The sequence below is a fragment of the Brevundimonas sp. AVps4 genome, from assembly GCF_058681525.1.
In genome coordinates this window covers 1,418,814-1,438,641 of record NZ_CM178741.1, presented here as the reverse complement: position 1 = coordinate 1,438,641, position 19,828 = coordinate 1,418,814, and the positions used below count along the sequence as shown (strand labels likewise).

The following is a 19,828-nucleotide window of genomic DNA, read 5'->3' as shown; positions in this document are numbered from 1 at the left end:
AGGACGTCGAGCGCAGGTCGCGCCCCACACCCGATCCTCGGGTCAAGCCCGAGGATGACGAAGGTAGAAAACATCACCCGAACTCCACCAACACGTCATCGGCCGCCACCGGATCGCCGTCCTTGGCCCCGACCGCCTTCACCACCCCGTCGCGCTCGGCCTTCAGGATGTTCTGCATCTTCATGGCCTCGATGATGGCCACCGTCTCGCCGGTCTTGACCGCCTGGCCCACCACGACCGGGATCGACACCACCAGACCCGGCATCGGCGACAGCACCAGTTTGGACGTATCCGCGACCGCCTTCTCCGGCAGGCGCGCATACAGTTCGGCGACCTGCGGCCGCAGCACCCGCACCCGCGCCTTGGCCGCGCGGTGGCGGATGTCGAAGCCGTCGGCGGCGCGTTTGACCTCGGCGGTGAAGGGCTCGCCATCCAGCTCGGCCTTGAACTGGGCCAGGCCGGGCCGCCAGTCGATCTCCGACAGGCGGATGTCGCCCCCGCCCGTAAGGGTCAGGATCATCGCCTCGTCCGTATCATAGGACAGGCCCACCCCGTGCGGCGTCTTGTCGATCATCACGATCCAGTCGGTGCGGTCGGACGGATCGCCCTCCTGCTCAGCGAGGATCTCGTGCATGGCCATGGCGGCGGCGATCAGGATTCGCTCCTGGTGCTGCGTCGGCTTGAGGCCATGGAAACCGTCCGGGAACTCGTCCTTGATATAGCTGGTCGACAGCCGGCCCGACTTGAACCGCTCCTGGTCCATCACCGCCGCCAGGAAGGGCACGTTATGGCCCAGGCCCGACAGATGGGTGTCCTCCAGCGCCCGGGCCATGCCCGCGACTGCGGCCTCGCGCGTCTCGCCCCAGGCGCACAGTTTGGCGATCATCGGGTCGTAGAACATGCTGATCTCGTCGCCCTCGCGGACGCCGGAATCGTTGCGGACCACATAGCCGTCCTGCTCGCCCTCTTCCGGCTGCTCGTATCGGACCAGCCGCCCGATGGACGGCAGGAAGCCGCGATAGGGATCCTCGGCGTAGATCCGGCTCTCGATGGCCCAGCCGTCGATCTTCAGGTCCTTCTGTTCGAAGGCCAGTTTCTCACCCCAGGCCGAACGGATCATCTGTTCGACCAGATCGACCCCGGCGATCAGCTCCGTCACCGGATGTTCGACCTGAAGACGCGTGTTCATCTCCAGGAAATAAAACGACTTATCCTGACCCGCCACGAACTCGACCGTACCCGCCGAGTCATAGTTCACCGCCTGGGCCAGGGCGACGGCCTGCGCCCCCATGGCGGCGCGGGTGGCCTCGTCAAGCAAGGGGCTGGGCGCCTCCTCGATGACCTTCTGGTTGCGGCGCTGGATCGAGCATTCGCGCTCGAACAGGTGGACCACATGGCCGTGTTTGTCGCCCAGCACCTGGATCTCGATGTGGCGCGGGTCGATGATGAACTTCTCCAGGAAGACCCGGTCGTCGCCGAAGGCGTTCAGCGCCTCGGCCTTCACCGCCGCAAACCCCTCGGCCATGTCGGCGTCCGAATGGGCCACGCGGATGCCCTTGCCGCCGCCGCCGGCCGAGGCCTTGATCATGATCGGATAGCCGATCTGGTTGGCGATCTTGACCGCCTCTTCCGGCGTCTCGATCAGCCCCATATGCCCCGGCACGGTCGAGACCCCCGCCTCGGCCGCCAGCTTCTTGGAGCTGATCTTGTCGCCCATGGCCTCGATGGCCTCGGGGTTCGGGCCGATGAAGGCGATCCCCTCGTCCCTCAGCCGCCGCGCGAACCCGGCGTTCTCAGACAGGAAGCCAAAGCCCGGATGCACGGCCTGCGCCCCCGTCTGGCGCACCGCCTCGACGATCTTGTCCGCCAGCAGATAGGACTGCGCCGCCGGCGCCGGCCCGATCAGCACCGCCTCGTCGGCCATCTCGACCGCCAACGACCCGGCGTCGGCCTCCGAATAGACCTGCACGGTTTTGATGCCCATGCGGCGGCAGGTCTTGATGATCCGAACCGCGATCTCGCCCCGGTTGGCGATGAGGATTTTGGAGAACATTTTAACGATTAGCCCCAAGGCGCTGCGCTTGCAGCGTCATAATAACCGACGAAGAGTTCAGTGCCCGTTCGCAGGGACTTCAGGCGCTCGGCGCGACGTATGATTTCTATATTGGCATCGGAATCTTGCGACCCATGCAGGCTGACGTACAGCTGACCGAGATCGGATCGACCAATCCGTTCGAATATGTGATCATCATTGACATCTAATGAGTGACCAAGAACAAATAGTGCAGAATTTTCTCCACCATTAATTACGCCAATGTAGCTCTTATATGAGTGATGGAGATAAGCACTGTGCTGAATCTTGGCGAGCTTTTGGTTGGAGTTAGCCTCGGACACAAACAAAGGAAATTCATTCCTTGAAAGAGCCTCCCCAGCCTGATCAATTAGAGGCTTTCCAGTATTTATCCACGTATACTTTTGAAGTTGCCGACCTGCGTCAAATAGATGAAGCGCGCCATGCAGATAGTGGACTCTTTGTCCGTGAGCCTTAGACTCACCATGCCACATTACATATTCAGCGTCGTAATCGTCTGGATCTTTTCCAAAACCATCGTTGTGATGAATTTTTACTTCATCAACATCGTCCTGCATAGCAGCCCAATAAAGTAAAAGATCATAGTTTGTTGTGTATACGTTTCCCTTTTTGTCAGATAAAAAATGCGCTAAAAATTTGCGACATGAAGCGTACTTGTCCGGCGATATATCTCCAGGACGGCTCGGATGGCGTGACGCGACAGCCTTAACCAATGCCTCCTTTAATATTTCGGAGTGCTCGATCATCTTCTTAGCGTCACCACCGTATATAGGTGCGACTGCTGCAGACGATTGGAGTGCGCGAATTACCGCCTCGAAGTCCGTCGTCTTCAACGTATTGAAAGCGGCCACAAGCTCGGCAGGCAAGTGAGGTTTTGCCTCCTCATAGAGAGAGGTGTACGGAAAAATTTTGGGGAAGCAGGCGATGCTGAACCCATTTCCGAGCAGCAAATGTTTGTTCTTACAGCCGCTGGCCGCCTCTAACGCCTGCGCGAATGTTGTGACGTCCACCATGCTCCCCCCTTACAGCGGAATATTGTCGTGCTTCTTCCAGGGGTTCTCCTGGACCTTGTTCTTCAGCGTCCGCAACGCCTTCACCAGCCGCCGCCGCGTGCCGTGGGGCATGATCACGTCGTCGATATAGCCCAGGCCCGCCGCCACGAACGGATTGGCGAACCGGTCCTTGTACTCGGCCTCGCGCGCGGCCAGGGCTTCGGGATCGCCGGCCTCCTTGCGGAAGATGATCTCGACCGCCCCCTTGGCGCCCATGACCGCGATCTCGGCGGTGGGCCAGGCGTAGTTGACGTCGCCGCGCAGGTGTTTCGAACTCATCACGTCATAGGCGCCGCCATAGGCCTTGCGCGTGATCAGGGTCAGTTTCGGAACCGTCGCCTCGGCATAGGCGAAAAGCAGCTTGGCCCCATGTTTGATCAGGGCGCCGTACTCCTGCTTGGTCCCCGGCATGAAGCCCGGCACGTCCACGAAGGTGACGATCGGAATGTCGAAGGCGTCGCAGAAACGCACGAACCGCGCGGCCTTGCGGCTTGAATCGATGTCCAGCACACCCGCCAGCACCTGGGGCTGGTTGGCGACGATCCCGACCGTCCGGCCGTCCAGCCGGCCGAAGCCGCAGATGATGTTCTTGGCGAAGTCGGCCCCGATCTCGAAGAAGTCGGCCTCGTCGAGCACCTTCAGGATCAGCTCCTTCATGTCATAGGGCTGGTTCGGATTGGCCGGGATCAATGTGTCCAGGCTCGGCTCGTCCCGCTCGGGCTCGTCATAGCTCTCGCGCACCGGCGGCTTTTCGCGGTTCGACAGGGGCAAAAAGCCGATCAGGCGGCGCACCTCCGACAGGGCCTCCAGGTCGTTCTCGAACGCCCCGTCCGCCACGCCCGACTTGCCGGCATGCACCCGCGCGCCGCCCAGGTCCTCGTGGCTGACGACCTCGTTGGTGACGGTCTTCACCACATCGGGGCCGGTCACGTACATATAGCTCGTGTCCTTCACCATGAAGATGAAGTCGGTGATGGCCGGCGAATAGACGTCGCCCCCCGCGCACGGCCCCATGATCACGCTGATCTGGGGAATGACGCCGCTGGCCAGGGTGTTCTGCAGGAAGATGTCGGCGTAGCCGGCCAGGCTCTCCACCCCCTCCTGGATCCGCGCCCCGCCCGCGTCGAACAGGCCGATGATCGGCGCGCCGGTGGTCAGGGCCATCTTCTGCAGCTTGACGATCTTGGCCGCATGGGCGCCCGACAGGCTGCCGCCGAACACCGTGAAATCCTTGGAGAAGACATAGACCAGCCGCCCGCCGATGGTGCCGCGCCCCGTCACCACCCCGTCGCCGGGGATGCGCTGCGTCTCCATCCCGAAGTCGTGGCTGCGGTGCTCGACGAACATGTCGGTCTCCTCGAAGGAGCCCTCGTCCAGCAGAACGTCGATGCGTTCGCGCGCCGTCAGCTTGCCCTTGGCGTGCTGGGCGGCGATACGCTTTTCCCCGCCGCCCAGTTTCGCGGCGGCGCGACGGCGCTCCAGTTCTTCAAGGATGGCTTGAGTCATGATCGGTTTCGGCCTCTCGTTCGAACGGCAAGGCGTGGCGCCTTCATCGCAAAATGGCAAACGCAACTTTGCAAAAGATGCGGAACTGCGCGGACTTGCAAAGGCGGCGGCTGTGAACTGCAAACTTGCGAATGGCTGAGAAGCTTTTTCTGGGACCCAAACTGCGCAAGCTGCGCGAGGCGCGCGGCTGGACGCTGGAGGCCTGCGCCGAACGTCTGGGCCTGTCGCCCTCCTATCTGTCGCAGATCGAGACCAATCAGCGCCCGGCCACCGCCCGCGTCCTGATCGCCCTGACCCGCGCCTTCCATATCGACGCCAGCCTGTTCGATCTCGAGGGCGACGCCCGCCTGATCGCCGACCTGCGCGAGGCCACCACCGACATCGCCGGCCCGGTCAGCGGCGGGGCCGAACCCCCGACGGCGGCCGAGCTGAAACAGGCCGTCGCCAACACCCCGCGCCTGGCCCATCAGTTCCTGGCCCTGCACCAGGCCTTCCGCCAGCTGGACGAGCGGGTGAAGGCGCTGGACGACACCCTGGGCCGCGACGAACTGGGCGCCCGCGTCGCCCTGCTGCCCTATGAGGAGGTCCGCGACTTCTTCCACTACCGCGACAACTACGTCGACAGCCTGGACACGGCGGCCGAGGCCCTGGCGGCCGACATCCCCCAGGACGGCCCGATCGAACGGGCGCTGGAGACCCTGCTGGCCGACCGGCACGGCGTCCGCACCGTCTATGTCGCGGGTCAGGAGGCGCTGCGCCGCTACGATCCCGCCAGTCGCATACTCTCCCTGGACGCCTGGCAGCCGGGCGCCACCCGCTCCTTCCAGCTGGCCCACCAGCTGGCCCTCATGTCCTTCCGCGACCGGATCGAGACCGAGCTGGACCGCGCCGCCTTCCGCACCCAGGCCGCGCGCGACGTGGCCCGCGTCGGCCTGGCCAACTACGCCGCCGGCGCCCTTCTGTTGCCCTACCGCGCCTTCCTCGAGGCGGCGCGGGCGGAGAAACACGACATCGACCGGCTGCGCACCCGCTTCCAGGTCAGTTTCGAACAGGTCTGCCACCGGCTCTCGACCCTGCAACGGCCCGGCTGGCGCGGGGTGCCCTTCTATTTCGCCCGCGTCGACATGGCCGGCAACATCACCAAACGCCATAGCGCGACCCGCTTCCAGTTCGCCCGCTTCGGCGGCGCCTGCCCCCTGTGGAACGTCCACGAAGCCTTCGCCACGCCCGACCGGATCGGGGTCCAGCTGGCCGAGATGCCCGACGGCTCGCGCTACATCTCCATTGCACGCTCCGTGTCCAAGCCCAGCGGCTCCTATCTGGCCAACGACCGCCGCTACGCCCTGTCCCTGGGCTGCGAGGTCGAGCACGCCGGGTCGCTGGTCTATGCCGCCGGCCTGGACCTGAACGGTCCCGCCGCCCGGATCGGCGTCAGCTGCCGCATCTGCGAGCGCACCGACTGCACCCAGCGCGCCTTCCCGCCCCTGGACCGCCCCCTTCACGTCCCCGAGAACGAGCGCGGCGTGGTGCCCTATGTGCTGGATGGCCCCCGCCCGGACCGCTATTGATCGGGGCATGACCTCACACGCACCCATCGGCGTCGCCGTCGTCGGCTACGGCCTGGCGGGCCAGACCTTCCACGCCCCCTGATCGAGGCGACCCCCGGCCTGACCCTGTCCGCCGTCGTCTCGTCGCGGCCGGATGCGGTCCACGCCGACCGGCCCGGCGTCGAGGTTCTGCCCGACCTGGATGCGGCCCTGAGCCGTGACGGCATCGGTCTGATCGTCGTCGCCACCCCCGACGCCCTTCACGCCGAACAGTCGATCGCGGCGCTGAAGGCCGGAAGGTCCGTGGTGGTGGACAAGCCCTTCGCCGCCACGCTTGAGCAGGCCGAGGCCGTCGCCGCCGTCGCGGCTTCGTCGCCCGGCGTCTTCAGCGTCTTCCAGAACCGGCGTTGGGACGCGGACTTCCTGACCCTGCGCCGGCTGATCGACCAGGGCGAACTGGGCGAGATCGCCGTGTTCGAAAGCCATTTCGACCGCTTCCGCCCCGCCGTCGCCGACCGCTGGAAGGACAGGCGCGACGGCGGCGTCTGGGCCGATCTGGGCCCGCACCTGATCGACCAGGCGGTGCAGCTGTTCGGCCCGCCCCTGGCCGTCTACGCCGATCTCCAGCCCCAGCGCGTCGGCGCTGCGGCCATTGACTACGCCCACGTCCTGCTGCGCTACGACCGGCTGCGGGTCATTCTGAACATGGGCCACCTCGTCGCCGAGTCCGGCCTGCGCTACCTCGTCCACGGCACGGGCGGCAGCTTCATCAAACACGGGCTGGACGCCCAGGAGGGCCAATCCAAGGCGGGCCTGCGTCCCGGCGACGCCGACTGGGGCCTGGACCCGTCGCCCGGCGTGCTGACCAGGCAGATCGACGGCGAGATCGTCCGCACCACGCCCGCGCCCGAACGCGGCGACTACCTCGCCTTCTACGCCGCGGTCCGCGACGCCATCCGCGGCGCGGCGCCCGCGCCCGTTCCCGCCGACCAGGCGCTGGTCGTCATGCGCGTCCTGGACGCCGGCCTGCGCAGCGCCGCAGAGCGGCGGGAAATCCCCCTGTGAAGACGGTCTGAAAGCCGGTTTGAACCGAACTCGGCAATGGACGCCGCAACCATGGCGGAACTGTCACGCTATAGGTCCATGCTCAAGACCAAGATGAATCCGCGCGTCTTCTGGGGCGCAAGCCTGATCGTCGGCCTGCTGCTGGCCCTGGCCGTCGCCGCCCCCGGCGAGTCCGACCGTCTGTTCCAGGCCGCTCAAGGCTGGGTGATCGACACCTTCGGCTGGTTCTACATCGCCGCCGTCGCCGGATTTCTGCTGCTGATCCTGTTCCTCGCCCTGGGGCCGACCGGGGCCCTAAAGCTCGGGCCGGACGATTCGGAGCCGGACTTCCCCTATGTCTCCTGGCTCGCCATGCTGTTCGCCGCCGGCATGGGCATCGGCCTGATGTATTTCGCCGTCGCCGAGCCGATCCAGCATTACGCCAGCCCGCCCGAGGCCCAGCCCCGCACCTTCGAGGCGGCGCGAGAGGCGATGGTGATCACCTTCACCCATTGGGGCGTCCACGCCTGGGCCGTCTATGCGCTGGTCGGGCTCAGCCTGGCCTATTTCGCCCATCGAAAGGGCCTGCCGCTGACCCTTCGCTCGGGCCTGTCGCCCCTGTTGGGCCGGAGGATCAACGGACCGATCGGCGACGCCGTCGACGTCTTCGCCATCTGCGGCACCCTGTTCGGCATCGCCACCTCCCTGGGTCTGGGGGTGTCGCAGATCAACAGCGGGCTTAACGATTTGACCGGCCTGCCCAATACGCCCTGGGTGCAGGTGGGGCTGATCGCCTTGGTCATGGCGTGCGCGACCGCCTCGGTGCTGACCGGACTGGACAAGGGGGTCCGGCGGCTGTCGGAGCTGAACCTGGTGCTGGCGGTGCTGCTGATGCTGTTCGTCCTGGTCGTCGGGCCGACCGGCTTCCTCTTGAAGGCCCTGGTCCAGAACTTCGGCCTCTATCTGGACCATTTCTTCATCCGCACCTTCAACCTCTACGCCTATGAGCCCCGCGGCTGGATGGCGAACTGGACCCTGTTCTACTGGGCCTGGTGGATCGCCTGGTCGCCCTTCGTGGGCATGTTCATCGCCCGCATCTCACGCGGCCGCACGGTGCGGGAGTTCGTCATCGGCGTGCTGCTGGTTCCCACCGGCTTCACCTTTCTGTGGATGACGATCTTCGGCAATACGGCGGTCAATCTCGATATGGGGGTCGCGGCGGGGGCCATCGCCGATGCGGTGACGGCGGACCTGTCCACCGCCATATTCCGCTTCTTCGAGGAACTGCCGGGCGCCGCCGTCACCTCGACCCTGGCGGTGCTGCTGGTGGCGGTCTTCTTCGTCACCTCGGCGGATTCCGGCTCATTGGTGATCGACACCATCGCGTCGGGCGGGGCCGACGATACGCCGCGTTGGCAAAGGGTCTATTGGTGTTCGCTGGAGGGGCTGGCCGCCGCCCTGCTGCTGTTGGCCGGGGGCCTGGGCGCGCTTCAGGCGGCGACCCTGGTGGCCGCCCTGCCCTTCGCCGTCATCATGATCCTGCTGGCCGCCGGACTGGTGCGGCAGATGAACGCCGACCTGGCCGGACGCGCGGTCGAGACCGAAGGCCCGCCCCTGTCCGAACAGCTCAAACGCATTCTGTCGCCCGCGAACCGGCGCGACATCGACCGCCAGCTGGATCAGGCCGGAGCCCCGGCCCTTGAGACGGTTCGCGCGGCCCTGTCCGCCGAAGGCCTGGAGGCTGAGGTGGCGCGCGAGGCGACAGGCCTGGTCCTGACCGCGGCCGGTCAGAGCGGGCCGACGTTCCATTATCGCCTCGCGGCGCGTGAACGTCCGCGCCCCGCCATGACCGCGCTGGATGCGCCCGAGAAACGCCGCGCGATGGAATGGCGGCTGTCCGCCTATTCCGACGCCGCAGGGCGGGCGCGCGATCTGACGGGGTTCACCCGGGAACAGATCGTCGCCGACGTGCTTGAACATCTGCGCCTTTGGCGCATGGGGTGACGTCGCCCGGACGAGGTCGGCGATACGGATAAGCGATCGGAACGGCCATGCTGAGCCAGGTTCACGCCTTCATCCAACCGTTTGCGGTGCTGCTGGAATTGGCCGGCGCCGGCATCATCGTGGGCGGGGTCTTGCTGGCGACCGGGCTGTTCGCCCTGCACGGCGTCCGGGATCGAAACTGGCGCCAAGCCTATACCACCTATCGGGCGAACCTGGGCCGCGGCATCCTCCTCGGCCTGGAACTCCTGGTTGGGGCGGACATCATCAGCACCATCACCGCACCCCTGACGCTTCAAACGGTCGGCCTGCTGGGTCTGGTCGTCCTGATACGGACCTTCCTCAGCTTTTCGCTGGAAACGGAGATCGAGGGCTGCTGGCCCTGGCGCCGGGCCGCGAGGGCGGAGCCTGGGCGAGCCCCAAGGGCGGAGCCTGGGAGAATGGACAGGCGCTGACGCCGGCACCCCCCCCAGTCGACCTATTCATCAACCGGCTGGTGGGTGAAGCCCTTGACCCCGCTGAGGGGTTTGGCGTCACGGCCGATTTCGACCTCGCTCTCGGCATAGGCGATCAGCAGGCGCGTCAGATCCGCCAGGGCGGTTTCGTGGATCCGCTCATAGCCGTGGCTGGCGTCCACGCCGAAGGTGATCAGGGCGGTGCGGATGTCCGCCCCGGATTCCAGCGCAGAGGCCGAGTCCGAGCGGTAGTAGCGGAAGACGTCCTTCTGATGCGCGATGTCGTGGTCGCGCGCCAGCTGGACCAGTTTGCGCGACAGGTGCCAGTCGAACGGCCCCGTCTGGTCGGCCATGGCGATGGTGACGCCGAACTCAGACGAGTTCTGGCCCGGCGCGGTCGTGCCGTTGTCGACCGTGACCATGGCCGCCACGTCCGGGATCAGCACGGACGAGGCGCCCAGCCCCACCTCCTCGGCGATGGTGAACAGCCACCAGGTGTCGACCGTGGGGGTGCGCTCTTCACGGATCATGCACTCCAGAGCGGCCAAAAGGACCGCGACCCCCGCCTTGTCGTCCAGATGGCGCGAGACGATGAAGCCGGTGTCCGTGAACTCGGGCTGGGGGTCGATGGCGACAATGTCGCCGACGTCGATCCCGAGAGCCAGGGTGTCGTCGCGCCCGTGGGTCACGGCGTCGATTCGCAGCTCGACCTGACGCCAGCTCACCGGCTGGGTGTCCACCTCCTCATTGAAGGTGTGGCCCGAGGCCTTCAGCGGCAGGATGGTGCCGCGCCAGGCGCCGCCCTCCGAAAAGACTGTGGCCCGCGCGCCCTCGGCGAAGCGCGACGACCAGTGGCCGATGGCCACAAGCTCCAGCCGACCGTTGTCCTTCACCTGTTTGACCTGGGCGCCCAGGGTGTCGACGTGGGCCACGACCGCGCGGGCGGGTTTGGAGGACCGGCCCGGCAGGCGGGCCCGGATCGCGCCGCGCCGGGTCAGTTCATAGTCCAGCCCCAGCCGCTGCAGCTCTCGGCACAACCGCCACACGGCCTCATCGGTATAGCCGGTGGGGCTGGGCGTGTTCAGCAGGTCGGCGAGGCGGGACTTCAGATAGTCGAGGTCGATCGCAGGACGGGCCAAGGGGCCTCCTTCAGACGTCGGCCCGAACCACGGCGCGCGCAGAGGTCGGGGCGGACAGGGGGAACAACAGGTCGATGAAACGCTCGGCCGTCGGCTGGGGTTCGTGATTGGCCAGGCCGGGGCGTTCATTGGCCTCGATGAAGGCGTAGTCGGGCTCGCGCGGCGACTTCACCATCAGGTCTATGCCGGTGACAGGGATGTCGATGGCGCGGGCGGCGGCGACGGCGGCGCGGATCAAGGTCGGGTGCACCTCCTCCGTCACATCGTGGATGGTGCCGCCCAGGTGCAGATTGGCCGCCTTGCGCACCAGAACCTCGACGCCCTCGGGCGCGACGTCGTCCAGGCCATAGCCGGCCTCGCCCAGGGTGCGTTCGGTCTCTTCGTCAATGGGTATGGTCGATTCTCCGCCGGTCGCAGCGGCGCGGCGGCGGCTCTGATGCTCGATCAGGGCCCGAAGCGGGGTGCGCCCGTCGCCGATGACGCGGGGCGGGCGACGCAGGGCGCAAGCCACGACCTTGTAGTCGATCACCACCAGACGCAGATCCTCCCCCTGGACCTGTTCCTCGATCAGCACTTCGGAACAGATGCGGCGCGCGCGGACCAGGGCCGACTGGACGGCCTTCATGGTCGTCAGACCCACGGCGACGCCCTGCCCCTGTTCGCCCCGCGCCGGCTTGACCACCAGGGCGCCGAACCGCTCCAGGGCCGCGTCGATGGCGGAGGGATCGTCCGGATCGACCCGCTCGGGCACGCGCACCCCGGCCGCCTCGACGATGCGTCGCGTCATCCGCTTGTCGTCGCAGATGCTGAGCGCCACGGCCGAGGTCAGCTCCGACAGGCTCTCGCGGCACCGCACCGACCGGCCGCCCCAGTTCAGCCGGAACAGTCCGCCCTCGGCGTCGATGATCTCGGTATGGATGCCGCGCCGCCGCGCCTCGTTGACGATGATCCGGGCATAGGGGTTCAGGTCGTGATCGTCGGTCGGGCCGACGAACAGGGCCTCGTTGATCGGGTTCTTGCGCTTGACCCCGAAGAAGGAGACGCGGCGAAACCCCAGCTTCTCGTACAGGGCGATGGCCTGGTCGTTGTCGTGCATGACCGACAGGTCCATGTAGGCCAGGCCCTGGGTCTTGAAATGCTCGGCCAGCCGCCGGACCAGGGCCTCGCCGACGCCCGGCTGGGTCGCCTGGGGATCGACCGCCAGACACCATAGCGAAGATCCGCATTCGGGATCGTCGAAGGCGCGCGCGTGATTGACCCCCGTCACCGTGCCGATGACGGCGCCCGTCGTCGCATCTTCGGCGACGAAATAGGTGATCGTCCGGTCGTCGCGATGGGACCAGAAGAAGTCGGGCGGGACCGGCACCATCTTGCGCTTGGCGTAGATGTCGTTGACCGCCTGGGCGTCCGCCTCGGACGTCAGGCGGCGCACGGTGAAGCCTCTCGGCTGGCGACGGCCCGCGCGATAGGTGGCCAGCTCCAGCCGATAGGTGTGCGACGGGTCCAGGAACAGCTCCTGCGGCGCCTGGGCCAGCAGGACATGCGGATTGCGGACGTAGAAGGCGATGTCGCGCCGGTCCGGCCCCTCGGCGCGCAGGGCCTCGACCAGGGGCTCGGCCGTCTCGAAGGTCTGGGCGAACAGCAGCCGGCCCCAGCCGCAGTCCAGCACGGCGTCCGGCCTCGGTCCGTCGCCGGACTGCACCGGCGGCTTCAACCCCTCGTGACGCAGCCGCTTCAGCCGGTGCGCCTTGGACCGTTCGGGTCGAACGTCAGACGCCATGCTGTTGCATCCACATCTCGAGTACGGCGACCTGCCACAGCTCCGACCCGCGCAGCGGCGTGATGTGCTGGGTCGGATCGGCGAACAGGGTGTCCAGATACCCCCTGTCGAACAGACCCCGGTCGCGGGCGGTCTGATTGGTCAGGGCCTCGCGCACCATCTCCAGATACGGACCCTGGATGTATTTCAGCGCGGGAACGGGGAAATAGCCCTTCTTGCGGTCGATCACCTCGGACGGGATCACCAGACGCGCCGCCTCCTTCAGCACCCCCTTGCCGCCCTGGGCCAGCTTGTGCTCCGGCGGAATCCGGCCGGCCAGTTCGACCAGCTCGTGGTCAAGGAAGGGCACCCGCGCCTCCAGCCCCCAGGCCATGGTCATGTTATCGACCCGCTTCACCGGATCGTCGATCAGCATCACCTGGCTGTCCAGGCGCAGGGCCTGATCGACCGGCGTATCGGCGCCCGGTTGGGCGAAATGGGCCTCGACCAGGGCGCGGCTGACGTCCGTGTCGGCCATATAGGCGCCGTTCAACTGGGTCTTCAGCGTCGCATGGCTGCGGTCGAAAAAAGCCTTGGCGTAGGTCTCGACCGGGTCGGTCGCCCCCAGCATCGGCGGGTACCAGTGATAGCCGGCGAAGACCTCGTCCGCCCCCTGGCCCGACTGCACCACCTTGATATGTTTAGAGACTTCCTGGCTCAGCAGATAGAAGCCGACATTGTCGTAACTGACCATCGGCTCCGACATGGCCCCGATCGTCCCCGGCAGGGCCTCCATCAGCCGCTGGTGCGGCACGAAGATCTGGTGGTGTTTGGTGCCATAGTGTTTGGCGATCAGGTCGGAATAGACGAACTCGTCGCCCTTCTCGCCATTGGCTTCTTCGAAGCCGACCGAGAAGGTCATCAGATCCTTCTGGCCCAGCTCGGCCAGCAGGCCGACGATCAGGCTGGAGTCCACCCCGCCCGACAGCAGGACCCCGACCGGCACGTCCGCGACCATGCGACGCTTCACCGCCTCGCGCAGACTGTCCAGCACCCGGTCGCGCCAGTCCTCGGCGGTCAGGGCCGCGTCCTCGGCGTGGCGGGTCATGTCGGGCCGCCAGTACAGCCGGTCCTTGGCCGTGCCGTCCGCCTCGATCACCCGGATGGTCGCCGGGGGAAACTTCTTCACCCCCTTCAGTATGGTGTGCGGCGGCGGAACGACCGCGTGGAAGGTCATGTAGTGGTGCAGGCCGACCGGATCGATGGTCTTGTCCACATCCCCCGCCGCCAGCAAGGCCGGCAGGGTCGAGGCGAACCTCAGCCGCTTGCCGCTCTCGGCCAGATACAGCGGTTTGATGCCGAAGCGGTCGCGGGCGATCACGGTTCGGCCCGTGTCCCGCTCGTGCAGGACGAAGGCGAACATGCCCTTGAACCGTTCGACGCAGGCCTCGCCCCAGGCCTTCCAAGCCTTGATGATGACCTCGGTGTCGCCGTGCGAGAAGAAGCGGAAGCCCAACCCCTGCAGCTCTTCGCGGAGTTCAGGATAGTTGTAGATGCAGCCGTTGAAGGCCAGGGTCACGCCCAGGTCGGCGTCCACCATCGGCTGCTGCGCCGCCTCCGACAGGTCGATGATCTTCAGCCGGCGATGCCCCAGCCCCACCGGGCCGCGCATTACGATGCCGGACCCGTCCGGTCCCCGAGGCGAGAGTGCATCCGTCATGCGTTGTACGGCGCCGGCGTCGGCCGGGCGTCCGTCGAAATTGATCTCGCCGCTAAGACCGCACATGGGGCCTCCTTGAATTGTGGATGCAGCGGGTACAAATGTTTCGTGTACGAAAGAGTTCAACCGGATGATTGATCTTTCAGCGGGGCTGTCTCCCAAGGGGCCGACGGATTCCACGGCGACACTGGTCCGCTCCCTCAGGCGGATCGCCCAGGCGATCGACGTTCGATCGCGGGAAATCGCGCGCCTGACGGGCCTCACCTTGCCGCAGCTGCTGGTGCTGCAATCCATCCGCGACCTGGGCGAGGTCAGCACCAGCGCCATCTCGCGCGACGTCTCCATGTCCCCGCCCACAGTGGTCGCCGTGCTGGACAAGTTGGAGGCCAAGGGGATGGCCGTGCGTTATCGCTCAACGATTGATCGGCGGATCGTCCATGTCCGGCTGACAGAGGCCGGGCGAGACGCCCTGGCCTCCTCGCCCGGCCTGTTCGGCGACGGCTTCATTTCAGGTTTCGGCCGACTGTCGGCGGACGACAGGGCGGCGATGGCGACGGCCGTGGATCGGCTGGCGACGATGATGCAACCGCGCCCGCCTGCGTTTTCAGAAGACGGCGAAACGGGCTGAGGACGACCGCCGTCAGCCGCCCCGCCACTCGCTGAGCAGCTTGCCGCTCGCATCCTCAAAGGCCACGCGGTCCAGCCGAACCGCGCCGATACAGACCGGCCGCTGATCGGGGCCGGCGGCGCGGCAGCGGATGGCGCGGCCGTCGGCGAAGGCGGCCATTCGCCCTTCCAGCACCAGCCGGTAGCCGCCGGACGGCGCCGGGGGCGGCTGGTCCCCTTCGCCCCTTACGACATATTCGTAGGCGCGACCGTTGCGGCGGCCGGTGCGCGGACCGTCCTGGTCGAAGACCGCCGCCAGGCCCACGGTTTGGGGAGACGGGGCGACGGGGCCGCCGGCCAGGGGATCGCCCTGGACGCCGGGGCAGCCCTCGGCCCTCAACCAGGGACGGGTCAACCAAAAGCCCTCGGCGGCCTCCCAGCTGTCGGCGCCCCCGGCGATCAGGGCGGAGTCGGTCCAGTCGCCCGGCGCCAGCGTCAGCTTCAGGGTTCGCCGCCGATCGCCCCAGGACCAGCGGGCCAGGCCGTCGCCGGACGCAGCGTCCCCGGCGGGCGGCGTGCCGGGCCCCGTGCAGCCGAAGACCTGACGCACCGCAAAGCGCCGACCGACCAGGTCCGTGCCGCCGACCTCGCGCCCCGCCGCATAGGCCGAAGCGGCCACGTCCATGGCCTGCAACAGGCCCGCCCGGTCCAGGGTCGGCGCCGGCGCGACCGAGACGACCGGGGCCTGGGTCTGGTGTTGGGGCTGAGACGGAGCGGCTTCAGGCGCCGGCTCCTCGCGCTGACAGCCCGCCAGGACGAGACCGAGGAGGAGGACAGACGCCGCGAGCGCGACGACCGACGGGCGAGGCGACGCGATCGGTTCGAGCATGAACCAAGCCTAGCATAAGGTCGGTCGCTTTTGGGGCGGCCCTGCGAAAAAGGTTGACGAAGGGCGCGGAGAACGGTCTGCACACCCTATGACTTTCGACCAGATGGTTGCCCTGGCGGTGCTGATCGGCGTGGTCGGCGTCCTGATCCACGGCAAGCTGCGCGCCGACGTCGTCGCCCTGAGCGGCGCGGCCGTCCTGCTCTTGCTCGGCGTCGTGCGGCCCGTCGAAGTGCAGAGCGCCTTCGCCAGTCCGGCCGTCATCGCCCTGGCCGGCCTGTTCGTGATCGCCTACGCCATCGAACTGTCGGGCCTGCTGGGCCTGCTGATCCGGCAGGCGACCGGTCTGGCGGCCCGCGTCGGGGCCCAGGGCATCTGGATCGTCATCGGCCTGTGCGGCGCGGTCGGGGGCTTTTTGAACAACACCCCGGTGGTCGTCCTGGCCGCGCCGGTGATCCGCGACGTGGCCCAGTCGCTGAAGCTGTCGCCCAAACGTTTTCTGATGCCGCTAAGCCACGTCACCGTCATGGGCGGGCTTCTGACCTTGATCGGCACCTCGACGAACCTGTTGGTCAACGACATGGCGCGCAACGCCGGCCAGCCGGTCTTCGGCCTGTTCGAGATCACGCCGGTGGGTCTGTTCATCGCGATCGTCGGCGGCCTGTGGCTCTATTTCTTCGGGGCGCGACAGCTGGGTCGTTCCGTCGCCCAGGACGAGGCCCAGGCCGCGCGGCTGGCCGAGATGGAGGCGGCGCGACGACGCGCCGAGGCCGAGGCGGCGAAGCGGCGCAAGCGCATCATCCCCTTCGGCCTGCCGCGCCTGGGCGAATCCCGCAATCAGGCGGACGGGTCGGGGGACGCCCATCTGGGCGACGTCACCCTGTATGAGGCGGCGGACCGCCCCTTCCGGCTGCGCCCGGCCATGATGTCCCTGGCGGTCTTCGTCCTGGTGATCGCCTCAGCGGCCCTGGGCTGGGCGCCGATCGCCGCCTCGGCCTTCGCCGGGGCCGTGGCGCTGATCCTGCTTCGGGTCATCACGCCGGAGGAAGCCTACGCCGGTCTGAGGCCGGAAATCCTGCTGCTGATCGCCGGCATGGTGGTGGTCGGAACCGCCATTGAGGTGACCGGCCTCGCCGCAGCCGGCGCCGAGCGACTGATCGACGTCATCCGCCCCATGGGGCCGTTCGGCGCCCTGGTCGTGCTCTATGGCGTCACCCTGTTTGCGACGGAGCTTCTGTCCAACGCGACCGTAGCCGTGCTGATCACCCCCATCGCCGTCGCCCTGGCGGAAAGCCTGGGCGTCGATCCCCGGCCCTTTCTGGTCGGGGTCATGATGGCCGCCTCTGCCGCCTTCGCCACCCCCTTCGGCTATCAGACCAATGTGCTGGTCTTCAACATGGGCGGCTACAGCTACATGGACTTCGTTCGCGTGGGGCTTCCGTTGAATCTGGCGACCTGGGTCGCGGCCATGGTGGCGATCCCGATCGTCTTTCCGTTCTGATCAAGCCTCAGGCTGCGGCGGCGTAGATCCGGTCCAGAGTCCGGGCCACCTCCACCAGCCGCTCGACCTCAGGGTCGTATCGCTTCCCTTCCGCCAGGGCCTGAGCCCAGGCCTGAGCGGCGCGGCCGCCCCAGTCGTCCGGCGGCGACGCCAGAACGCGCCGCGTCACGCCTTCAAACGCCGTGGCCTCGAAATCATAGAAGGAGCCGCCGAGATTGCGCAGGGCCGCCCCGCCCTTCTCGCCGTAGAAGGCCGCTTCGATCACCGCGTCCTGGCCCGCAGGCAGTCGCCATGAACAGGCCAGGCGGACCACCGCGCCGGATTTCAGGATCAGGGTCGCGACGGCGTAGTCTTCCGCCTCCTTGCGACCAGCCAGGGGGCGACCCTGCCGCCGCAGATTCGCCTCAACCCCCGCCACCGCGTCATCCAGCAGCCACAGACACAGATCGACCAGATGGACGCCTAGATCCATGACGCATCCGCCGCCAGAGAGAGCCGCGTCGTAGAACCAGGGCTTGTCCGGCCCGTAGGCGTTATGGAAGGTCAGATCGACCGCGTGAATGCGGCCCATAACCCCTAACTCAAGCTGGGTCTTCAGAGCCTGAACGGCGGCGGTGAACCTGTAGCTGAGGTCCACCGCCAGCAGCCGGTTCGCGCGGCGGGCGGCGGCGATGGCGGCCTCGGTCTCCTGCGCGTTCCGGCCCAGCGGCTTCTGGCAGAAGACGGCGACGCCGGCGTCCAGGGCCCGTTGCGCCTGATCGGCGTGAAGCGCGCTGGGTGTGGCGATCACCAGACCGTCCAGATCCTTGGCCAGCAGATCGTCGAGGTCGGCGCAGACCGTCGCGTCAGGGGCGAGAACCAGGGCCTCGCGCGCCATGTCCGGATCGGGTTCGGCGACGGCGACCGCCTCGACCCGGCCGGCGTCCAGCATGGCCGCCATCCGATGCCGCCCGATCCAGCCCACCCCCAGGAATCCCACGCGCGGGCGACGCAGTTCAGACGACGCGCCGCGTTGCAGAAGCAGATCGGTCATCGCATCCTCACCACCGCCTTGAGGAAGCCGTCCGGTCGGTCGCGCGTGGCGTCCAGCGCCTGGTCCAACTGTTCAAGCGGATAGGCGTGGGTGATCAGGTCGTTGAGGTCCAGCTGCCCTGAGCGCACCGCCTCCACGGCCTCGCGCACCCCTTCAGCATAGACGGCGGGGTCGCGCTCATGGGCGTTGACAACATCCAGGCCGCGCCAGTTCCACAGCTGCATGTTGATCTGCCGAGGGCCGTCCTGGTGATAGCCGGCGATGACCAGCCGGCCGCGTTCACGGGTCAGTTCAGCCGCCAGGTCCAGCGGCCAGGCCTTGCCGACCGCCTCGATCACCACATCGCAGAACCGCCCCTCCGTCAGTTCGGAGACCTTGGCGATCAAGGCGTAGTGGTCGTCCAGCGCCAGGGTTTCGACCGCCCCCATGCGACGGGCGACGTCCAGAGAATAGGGCCGCCGGGAAAGGGCGATGACGCGGGCGCCCGCATCAGTCGCCAACCGTGTCAGGATCGCCCCCAGAAAACCAATTCCGACGATGGCGACGGTCTGACCGGGCGAGATCCCGCTGCGCCGAAAGATGTTCATGGCGCAGCCCAGGGGTTCGCCCGCAAACGGCAGGCCGTCCAGTTCGGACGGCAGGGGCACCACCGCCGCCTGATCGGCGACGTCATATTCGGCGAAACTGCTCTGGGACAGGGCCGCGACCCGGTCGCCGACCGCGACACGCGATACGCCCTCGCCGACCGCATCCACGACGCCCCACCCTTCGTGGCCCAGCCCGCCGGGCGGCGTTGGAAAGGTCATCCAGTCCGGCCCCGCCCAAGGCGTCAGATTGGAGGCGCAGACGCCGCAGCCCTCCAGCCTGATCCGGACCTGACCCACGCCGGGTTCAGGCCTGGGCACGCGCTGCACCTCCAGTTGACCGGGGCCTGTGACGACCGCCGCGCGCATGGTGTGCGTCTGGTCAAGAACCTCTGTCATCGTCTTCCTCATTTGATCGCGTGATCTGATCGAGAACGGCGTCCGGCGCGACGTCGCGGCGCAGCTCGTCCAGGTGCGGGTCCGTCTCCGAAAGTCCCGCGTGCGCGGCGAGGCGACCGACCAGATCAATCAGCCGGGTGATTTCGTGTTCGGCCAGCAGATTGATCTGCAGGTCCAACTCCGCCCGCCCATGCTCCGCCGCCGCCATCCGGTTCTGGCTGATCAGCACGAAGGTCGACAGGAAGATGGCCTCCACGGAGGCGGCCATGGCCAGAACGACCAGGGTCGCGTCGAAACGCCACGGCTCCGGTCCCAACAGGTTCCAGACGATCCAGCCGCCGAAAATCAGCAGGTGCAGCAGCACGAACCCCATGCTCCCCGCGAATCCGGTGATGCGCTGGGCGAGCCGTTCCGGCCATGGCGCCGCCTCGGCCGCCTCTTTTCGCTGCGCACGCATGGCCTCGATATTGCGCCGCAGAACCTCCGCCATGTCGCCGTCGGCCC

17 protein-coding genes are annotated in these 19,828 nt (G+C 67.2%); 7 read left to right on the top strand and 10 right to left on the bottom strand.

Going from position 1 to position 19,828, the window contains the following annotated elements; genetic code table 11:
- Positions 1 to 73: 73 nt before the first annotated feature.
- The 3 genes from ACW178_RS07020 to ACW178_RS07010 are packed head-to-tail and all read right to left on the bottom strand — an operon-like array spanning position 74 to position 4,650.
- Positions 74 to 2,053: an acetyl-CoA carboxylase biotin carboxylase subunit gene (locus ACW178_RS07020; protein WP_492025010.1), complete on the bottom strand. Its 1,980-nt coding sequence runs from the start codon at positions 2,051 to 2,053 to the stop codon at positions 74 to 76.
- 8 nt (positions 2,054 to 2,061) lie between these two features.
- Positions 2,062 to 3,105, bottom strand: a complete 1,044-nt coding sequence (locus ACW178_RS07015) for a DUF4917 family protein (RefSeq protein WP_191555347.1) — start codon at positions 3,103 to 3,105, stop codon at positions 2,062 to 2,064.
- Positions 3,106 to 3,114: 9 nt separating this feature from the next.
- Positions 3,115 to 4,650, bottom strand: a complete 1,536-nt coding sequence (locus tag ACW178_RS07010; RefSeq protein ID WP_191555346.1) for an acyl-CoA carboxylase subunit beta — start codon at positions 4,648 to 4,650, stop codon at positions 3,115 to 3,117.
- Between ACW178_RS07010 and ACW178_RS07005 the strand changes: the two genes are divergently transcribed.
- The 5 genes from ACW178_RS07005 to ACW178_RS06985 all read left to right on the top strand — a co-directional run bounded on the left by ACW178_RS07005 (position 4,649) and on the right by ACW178_RS06985 (position 9,697).
- Complete coding sequence (locus tag ACW178_RS07005) at positions 4,649 to 4,789, top strand: hypothetical protein (RefSeq protein ID WP_152949744.1); 141 nt, start codon at positions 4,649 to 4,651, stop codon at positions 4,787 to 4,789. The genes ACW178_RS07010 and ACW178_RS07005 overlap by 2 nt on opposite strands.
- A complete protein-coding gene (locus ACW178_RS07000; protein ID WP_191558615.1) occupies positions 4,782 to 6,218 on the top strand; it encodes a helix-turn-helix domain-containing protein in 1,437 nt (478 codons plus the stop codon). The genes ACW178_RS07005 and ACW178_RS07000 overlap by 8 nt, the downstream gene beginning before the upstream one ends.
- Before the next feature lie 78 nt (positions 6,219 to 6,296).
- Positions 6,297 to 7,262: an oxidoreductase gene (locus ACW178_RS06995; protein ID WP_492025051.1), complete on the top strand. Its 966-nt coding sequence runs from the start codon at positions 6,297 to 6,299 to the stop codon at positions 7,260 to 7,262.
- Between the two features lie 51 nt (positions 7,263 to 7,313).
- Positions 7,314 to 9,245, top strand: a complete 1,932-nt coding sequence (locus tag ACW178_RS06990) for a BCCT family transporter (RefSeq protein ID WP_287104227.1) — start codon at positions 7,314 to 7,316, stop codon at positions 9,243 to 9,245.
- Positions 9,246 to 9,292: 47 nt separating this feature from the next.
- Positions 9,293 to 9,697, top strand: coding sequence for a DUF1622 domain-containing protein (locus ACW178_RS06985; RefSeq protein WP_183217663.1), 405 nt, complete (start codon positions 9,293 to 9,295; stop codon positions 9,695 to 9,697).
- A gap of 23 nt (positions 9,698 to 9,720) precedes the next feature.
- On the opposite strand, the gene ACW178_RS06980 is transcribed toward ACW178_RS06985, so the two are convergent.
- From ACW178_RS06980 to ACW178_RS06970, 3 genes are read right to left on the bottom strand one after another with little or no spacing between them, the layout of a single operon-like run.
- Positions 9,721 to 10,836 carry an osmoprotectant NAGGN system M42 family peptidase gene (locus ACW178_RS06980; RefSeq protein ID WP_182714092.1) on the bottom strand — a complete coding sequence of 372 codons (1,116 nt, stop codon included), beginning with the start codon at positions 10,834 to 10,836 and terminating at the stop codon, positions 9,721 to 9,723.
- A gap of 10 nt (positions 10,837 to 10,846) precedes the next feature.
- Entirely contained in the window at positions 10,847 to 12,616 is a 1,770-nt protein-coding gene (gene ngg / locus ACW178_RS06975; protein WP_287104224.1) for an N-acetylglutaminylglutamine synthetase, read from the bottom strand.
- The gene (locus ACW178_RS06970) at positions 12,606 to 14,381 is read right to left on the bottom strand and encodes an N-acetylglutaminylglutamine amidotransferase (protein WP_492025009.1); all 1,776 of its coding nucleotides are present in this window, start codon (positions 14,379 to 14,381) and stop codon (positions 12,606 to 12,608) included. Before ACW178_RS06970 ends, ngg begins: the two co-directional genes overlap by 11 nt.
- A 64-nt stretch (positions 14,382 to 14,445) precedes the next feature.
- Between ACW178_RS06970 and ACW178_RS06965 the strand changes: the two genes are divergently transcribed.
- Positions 14,446 to 14,943: a MarR family winged helix-turn-helix transcriptional regulator gene (locus ACW178_RS06965; protein ID WP_191555340.1), complete on the top strand. Its 498-nt coding sequence runs from the start codon at positions 14,446 to 14,448 to the stop codon at positions 14,941 to 14,943.
- A 12-nt stretch (positions 14,944 to 14,955) separates the two neighbouring features.
- Here ACW178_RS06965 and ACW178_RS06960 read toward each other — a convergent pair whose 3' ends face one another.
- The gene (locus ACW178_RS06960; protein ID WP_492025008.1) at positions 14,956 to 15,810 is read right to left on the bottom strand and encodes a hypothetical protein; all 855 of its coding nucleotides are present in this window, start codon (positions 15,808 to 15,810) and stop codon (positions 14,956 to 14,958) included.
- A gap of 88 nt (positions 15,811 to 15,898) precedes the next feature.
- On the opposite strand from ACW178_RS06960, the gene ACW178_RS06955 reads away from it, so the two are divergent.
- Positions 15,899 to 17,308: an SLC13 family permease gene (locus ACW178_RS06955; RefSeq protein ID WP_054765040.1), complete on the top strand. Its 1,410-nt coding sequence runs from the start codon at positions 15,899 to 15,901 to the stop codon at positions 17,306 to 17,308.
- Between the two features lie 7 nt (positions 17,309 to 17,315).
- Here the strand turns inward: ACW178_RS06955 and ACW178_RS06950 are convergent, their stop codons facing one another.
- Genes ACW178_RS06950 through ACW178_RS06940 form a run of 3 tightly spaced genes read right to left on the bottom strand, consistent with a single transcriptional unit; the run spans position 17,316 to position 19,814 of the window.
- A complete protein-coding gene (locus ACW178_RS06950) occupies positions 17,316 to 18,341 on the bottom strand; it encodes a Gfo/Idh/MocA family protein (RefSeq protein WP_287104214.1) in 1,026 nt (341 codons plus the stop codon).
- Positions 18,338 to 19,324, bottom strand: coding sequence for an MDR/zinc-dependent alcohol dehydrogenase-like family protein (locus ACW178_RS06945; RefSeq protein WP_228186352.1), 987 nt, complete (start codon positions 19,322 to 19,324; stop codon positions 18,338 to 18,340). The genes ACW178_RS06950 and ACW178_RS06945 overlap by 4 nt, the downstream gene beginning before the upstream one ends.
- Entirely contained in the window at positions 19,308 to 19,814 is a 507-nt protein-coding gene (locus tag ACW178_RS06940; protein ID WP_287104585.1) for a DUF1003 domain-containing protein, read from the bottom strand. The genes ACW178_RS06945 and ACW178_RS06940 overlap by 17 nt, the downstream gene beginning before the upstream one ends.
- Positions 19,815 to 19,828 lie beyond the last annotated feature (14 nt).

Excerpts from the sequence above, each read along its gene's own strand:
- ACW178_RS07020 (WP_492025010.1), bottom strand. The coding sequence starts at position 2,053 with ATGTTCTCCAAAATCCTCATCGCCAACCGGGGCGAGATCGCGGTTCGG.
- ACW178_RS07015 (WP_191555347.1), bottom strand. The coding sequence starts at position 3,105 with ATGGTGGACGTCACAACATTCGCGCAGGCGTTAGAGGCGGCCAGCGGC.
- ACW178_RS07005 (WP_152949744.1), top strand. The coding sequence starts at position 4,649 with ATGATCGGTTTCGGCCTCTCGTTCGAACGGCAAGGCGTGGCGCCTTCA.
- ACW178_RS07010 (WP_191555346.1), bottom strand. The coding sequence starts at position 4,650 with ATGACTCAAGCCATCCTTGAAGAACTGGAGCGCCGTCGCGCCGCCGCG.
- ACW178_RS07000 (WP_191558615.1), top strand. The coding sequence starts at position 4,782 with ATGGCTGAGAAGCTTTTTCTGGGACCCAAACTGCGCAAGCTGCGCGAG.
- ACW178_RS06990 (WP_287104227.1), top strand. The coding sequence starts at position 7,314 with ATGGCGGAACTGTCACGCTATAGGTCCATGCTCAAGACCAAGATGAAT.
- ACW178_RS06985 (WP_183217663.1), top strand. The coding sequence starts at position 9,293 with ATGCTGAGCCAGGTTCACGCCTTCATCCAACCGTTTGCGGTGCTGCTG.
- ngg (WP_287104224.1), bottom strand. The coding sequence starts at position 12,616 with ATGGCGTCTGACGTTCGACCCGAACGGTCCAAGGCGCACCGGCTGAAG.
- ACW178_RS06970 (WP_492025009.1), bottom strand. The coding sequence starts at position 14,381 with ATGTGCGGTCTTAGCGGCGAGATCAATTTCGACGGACGCCCGGCCGAC.
- ACW178_RS06965 (WP_191555340.1), top strand. The coding sequence starts at position 14,446 with ATGATTGATCTTTCAGCGGGGCTGTCTCCCAAGGGGCCGACGGATTCC.
- ACW178_RS06960 (WP_492025008.1), bottom strand. The coding sequence starts at position 15,810 with ATGCTCGAACCGATCGCGTCGCCTCGCCCGTCGGTCGTCGCGCTCGCG.
- ACW178_RS06955 (WP_054765040.1), top strand. The coding sequence starts at position 15,899 with ATGACTTTCGACCAGATGGTTGCCCTGGCGGTGCTGATCGGCGTGGTC.
- ACW178_RS06950 (WP_287104214.1), bottom strand. The coding sequence starts at position 18,341 with ATGACCGATCTGCTTCTGCAACGCGGCGCGTCGTCTGAACTGCGTCGC.
- ACW178_RS06945 (WP_228186352.1), bottom strand. The coding sequence starts at position 19,324 with ATGACAGAGGTTCTTGACCAGACGCACACCATGCGCGCGGCGGTCGTC.
- ACW178_RS06940 (WP_287104585.1), bottom strand. The coding sequence starts at position 19,814 with ATGGCGGAGGTTCTGCGGCGCAATATCGAGGCCATGCGTGCGCAGCGA.